Genomic DNA, 356 nt, shown 5'->3' on the forward strand with positions numbered 1-356 from the left:
GGCTTTGCCAGCGCGGTGAACATCCGGTCGGTCATCTTGACCGCCTGATCACCGCCGTCCGCGTCCTGCACGTAGACAGCGAACGCCAGGTCGCCCTTCGTCCCGTAGAACCACCGGTCCTGGCCGGACGCGCCGGTGGCGCCGATCAGGTCGCCGTAGCCCTTGAGCTGGGACGCGTCGCCACGCTGCACGGTGTCTCGCATGATCGTGCGAAGCTGCTCGGTCACCGCCGGGGGCAGCGGCGCCGCACCCTGGTTGGCCACCGGCGGCCGTCCGGACGAGATGACCGGAATCGTCGGGGCCCCGCGGGCGATCGACGACGCCACCAGCGCCATCCCGAGCGGGCTGACCCGTAC

At 71.3% G+C, this 356-nt stretch carries 1 pseudogene; it reads right to left on the reverse strand.

Going from position 1 to position 356, the window contains the following annotated elements:
• Nucleotides 1–203 (reverse strand): annotated as a pseudogene (locus AC1DYG_RS20995) (penicillin-binding transpeptidase domain-containing protein); the annotation flags it as partial.
• Nucleotides 204–356 lie beyond the last annotated feature (153 nt).

It is taken from the genome of Pedococcus sp. P1_H8, from assembly GCF_056405175.1.